Here is a 4364-nt window from a genome sequence, read left to right as displayed (position 1 = left end):
AATGACAAATGGGGTTTTGGAAATTATGCAACACTCTTACATAAACGAGAGAGTTATTTTATCATTTTTCTTTAATCTCAATCAGGGATGGAATGCCTGCTTTATCCTGGACCTGGTCTGCTTTATGCCGTGTACTTTGCTGCATCTCTTTTTCCATTTGAGCCTCGTAAACCTGGGCATCCTTTACCCAAGGGTCATATTCAACCCCCAGCAATTCTTGATTATACCTGGAAAATGTGAGGTGAGCCTCTTGCCCGGTATCAGATTTTACCGACATGGTTATATCAGGATTAACGCCGGATTTAAAGCTGGTATAGCCTTGGCCGTAATACTCCGCAGCTACTATTTGGCCTGCTACCAGATGGAACTTGGCAGCCATTTCTTTAGCCAGGGCCGCATATTGCCCGTGGTTTTCCATGAGAGCCTGGTCCATACCAATGTCAATGTTTCCGCTCCAATATTTGGATTGCTGTATGCTGCGATATTCACCGGTTACGGCGTCCAGCAAAAAACTATAGGAAGGTATTTTATCAATGAAAATAATGCCTTCCCACTCCGCCCGAGGATTAAAAGAGCTGTTGGCGGTATAAGTCATTTCGATGGTTTTTTCGTCCAGATTTACTCCAAAAAATCTCCACAGATTTTGGGCGCCCAACTCGGCTGCTTCTTCCATGGACATGTCTTTGGCACCAGGTTTGCCGCTATGCTCGGAAAGCTTTACCTGATACGCCGCTTTCACATAACCTGCGGGTATCTCATGCTGCCGGCCCGGGCTGCCTATCGCTGAATAGGTGTTGGGGATAGTTTCGGTTTGGTTGACCAAGGATGCTTTGGCTGCCTGGGTGATGCCGCCGAAGACCAGCGCACAAATACCAATTACGGCAATAGTTCCGCAAGCCGCCTTTTTCAGTTGGGTTAAGTTCTCTCCTTTAATGTTCATGCCGAATTCTCCTTTACTGATTATTGGTTGTGATCACATGTTCAGGATAAACCAGAGAAATTACCAGGCTATAATCAACTTGTTATTGAGTTGTAAAAGATATTTTGGCAGTAGTTCCCTTATTAAGCTGAGAAGAAAATGATAATTCGGCACCGTGACGGGCGGCAATTTCTTTACCGAGGGATAGTCCCAGACCGGCACCGCCCCCGGCACGGCTGCGGGCTTTATCCACCCGATAAAACGCCTCGGTAATATGGCATAGTTGTTCTTCGGTCATGCCCTGGCCATTATCCTTTACGGTAATAACCTTTTGGCCTGCCTCATAAATGGCACTAATTTGGACGCTTCCACCGCTGCAGCATGCTTTTATTCCGTTGTCGGCCAAATTGACCAGTAAGGATTTTAGTAATTCAAAGTCGCCGGTCAGGCTCTCATACTCATAGTCATATTTGAGCTTCACTTGTTTTTCTGCTGCCTTTTGCTGCAAATCTTGTGCGGTACCGCGCAAAAGCTCCGGAATATTGACCGTGGTAAATGTGATTTCACCGTTGCGCAGTGTGGCCAGATCCAACAGACGATAGGCTATATTTTGCAGCCGGCGGCTTTCCGACATGATATAACCGGCGGCTGAGAGCTTTTCTTCTTCGGTAAGAGCTATTTTCTGAATGTATTCTGCATATCCGTAAATTGTCGTTAGGGGAGTACGCATTTCATGGGCAAAATTATCGATAAAATATTGCTTCTGCTCGGCTTGTCGGGCCAGTTGCGATATGTGGTTTTGAATTTCCTCTGCCATATGGTTAAAGCTTTTAGCCATTTCAGCCAGTTCGTCCCGGCCGGTTACCACGATCCGGTTATCATATTTTCCCTGGGCGATATTTTGAGAAGCGAGCGAGATTTGACGGAGCGGTCTAAAAATATGGTTAAGCAGTAAAAGCAAACAGACCGCCAGCAGCAGAGAAATGGTGATTCCGGATGAATATAAAATGCGGGTCACCTGGTTCCATGAATGCATTGTTTCCGAAATATCGTAAAGATAAGTCAGGGCATAAGCAGTATAGGGAGCGGGGAGTCTTCCGACCACACTGATATATTCTTTATCCTTCCATTTTACCGTCGACAAAACCCGTTTATCCGCCTGGGGAATTGGCGCTTGATCAGAAAGGCTCTCATTTAGAGGCATATTGGAATAAAGCGGATGTCCTTCTTTCGATAGCTTTAAAAATACATGTTGTTTCCCGTAATAATCCATATACGGCTGAAAAAGCGTTCCCACTACGGAATCGGTCGCGGTTCCCCTGTTTTCGACCGCATTTAAATCCTGGGCCAGAGCAGTCGCAATAAAATGCTGCTCTCCCAGGCAGCGTTCCCTGATGCTGCCGAGATTGCTGTTCAGATTTACGCAGGAGATCAGCAGAATGCTGCCGTTGAAAAACAGGAGGAAGAGCAGAAGGGTTAGAAAGTAGGTTTTAAGTTTCATGTCTATACCTCTAAGCGATAACCCAGTTTATACACGGTTACAATACGGTTTTCCCATCCCAGCTTTTTGCGCAGCTTTTGAATATGTACATCAACCGTTCTGGTGTCACCTTCATAGTCGAATCCCCAGGCCAGATCTAAAAGTTTTTCCCGGGACAGGGCAATGTTCCTGTTTTTCACCAGTACCTCCAGCAGTTCATATTCCCTGGGTGTGCAGTCGATCGTCTTGCCATCGGCCAATACCTGCCGGCTGTCAAATTTAATGATTACATTATCCAGCTCGAAGCTTTGGCTTTCTTTTCTGGCCCGTCGCAGCACCGTGTCTACGCGCGCCAGAAGCTCCAGCATTTCGAAGGGTTTGGTTATATAATCATCAGCACCCATAGTTAAGCCTTTTACCCGGTCGGGCAAACTGTTCTTGGCGGTAAGAAAGATGGTGGGAATGTCATTTATTCTTTTAAGAACCTCAAAACCGTCAAGTTCCGGCAGCATCACATCAAGCAGAATCAAATCAAATGAGTGCTCCCGGGCGCACACCAGAGCCTCTTTCCCATCAAAAACCGAAATACAGGTATGTCCGACCAAATTCAGATTGCGTTTAATCAGCTCATTGATGGGGATTTCATCCTCAACGATCATAATGTTTGCCATCTTATCACCTCTGCTTCAATATATCACACCCTTGTTATAAAGTTGTAAAAGGTCTCGTGCCTGTTTTAAATTATGTGTTGGCTAAAAAAGGATTTGGCCTACTTTGTGAGAATAATAACAATATATACCATTGCTCTGAAAAGAATAGAATAAGGGCAGAATTACATATAGGAAGTGCGATTATTGCCGAAATTATATCGTATAAGACGCAAAGCGGAGAACAGGGACAACAGCCAGTTCTATTTGTTAGATCGGTACAAATATATTATGGAGAACATCAAGGATGTTCTTTGGGCAATGAATGCAGATTTTGTTTTTACCTTTTTAAGTCCCAACGCCAGGAAGATGACGGGCTACGAACCTGAAGAATTGATAGGACACAGGATGCCCGATTTTTTAGTAGAAGATTCCAGAAGATATGTGCACGATGTGACGGTTAAGTTTGGCAAGAAACGGATGGACGGATATGCTGAAGAAATTATATTGATGGATGTTCAGTTTATTTGCAAAAACGGATCGATCAAATGGGTTGAAGTATCGGCCAACCCTATGTTCGAAGCAGGCAAATTTATAGGCTATATAGGTACAACGCGGGATATTACCGAAAAGAAAGAATATGAAGGTCAGTTAGACCAATATGTCAGGGACCTGAGATTAGTGAATGCCAGACTGGAAGAAATGGCGACAGTGGATGCCGTGACCGGGGCCTATAACAGAAGAAAATTTGATGATGACCTTAATTTAATAATCAAGCAGGAAAAGCATACTATTCCGATTTCCCTTATATTATTTGATATAGATAACTTTAAAACTATCAATGACTGTTTAGGACATAAAGTAGGGGATCGTGCTTTACAATCTATTTCCAGTTTAATCATAGAGAACATTAGAGATACTGACGGTTTATTCCGTTGGGGCGGAGATGAATTCATTATAATCCTGCCTGCTACCAATTTGGAAAGTGCCAAAAGCGTGGCGGAAAAGATCAGAAATATAATTCAAAATTATGATTTTGGAATTGACAAAAAAATAACCATCAGTCTGGGTGTGGGGGAATATAAATCTGGTGAAAGTGCCGATCAAATAATTAAAAGGATAGATAATGCCTTATTAACAGCCAAATCAAAAGGAAAAAACAATGTGATATGCTGTTAGCACGGAAAATAAGGGCAGGGTAAGTGTCAAAAAAACCCAATAGCTGCGTTATTAAGGAAAGACCGTTCAATCGACGTACTCATGTACGCTTCAATCAAGGTCTTCCCTTAATGCCCTTCTCTTGCAACCTTAATAGCGA

4 protein-coding genes are annotated in these 4364 nt (G+C 43.6%); 1 reads left to right on the top strand and 3 read right to left on the bottom strand.

Features of this window, described 5'->3' with window-relative positions; translation table 11 throughout:
* Positions 1 to 61: 61 nt before the first annotated feature.
* The 3 genes from B3W37_RS14305 to B3W37_RS14295 form a co-directional block, all read right to left on the bottom strand.
* Positions 62 to 940 (bottom strand): hypothetical protein, encoded by an 879-nt coding sequence (locus tag B3W37_RS14305; protein WP_483176200.1) that lies wholly within the window; start codon positions 938 to 940, stop codon positions 62 to 64.
* An 82-nt stretch (positions 941 to 1022) separates the two neighbouring features.
* Positions 1023 to 2420: a sensor histidine kinase gene (locus tag B3W37_RS14300; protein ID WP_483176199.1), complete on the bottom strand. Its 1398-nt coding sequence runs from the start codon at positions 2418 to 2420 to the stop codon at positions 1023 to 1025.
* A gap of 2 nt (positions 2421 to 2422) precedes the next feature.
* Entirely contained in the window at positions 2423 to 3070 is a 648-nt protein-coding gene (locus tag B3W37_RS14295) for a response regulator transcription factor (protein ID WP_483176198.1), read from the bottom strand.
* Positions 3071 to 3244: 174 nt separating this feature from the next.
* On the opposite strand from B3W37_RS14295, the gene B3W37_RS14290 reads away from it, so the two are divergent.
* The gene (locus B3W37_RS14290) at positions 3245 to 4225 is read left to right on the top strand and encodes a sensor domain-containing diguanylate cyclase (protein WP_483176197.1); all 981 of its coding nucleotides are present in this window, start codon (positions 3245 to 3247) and stop codon (positions 4223 to 4225) included.
* Positions 4226 to 4364 lie beyond the last annotated feature (139 nt).

It is taken from the genome of Syntrophomonas sp. UBA5494, from assembly GCF_002426325.1.
This window is presented reverse-complemented; position numbering and strand designations above follow the sequence as displayed.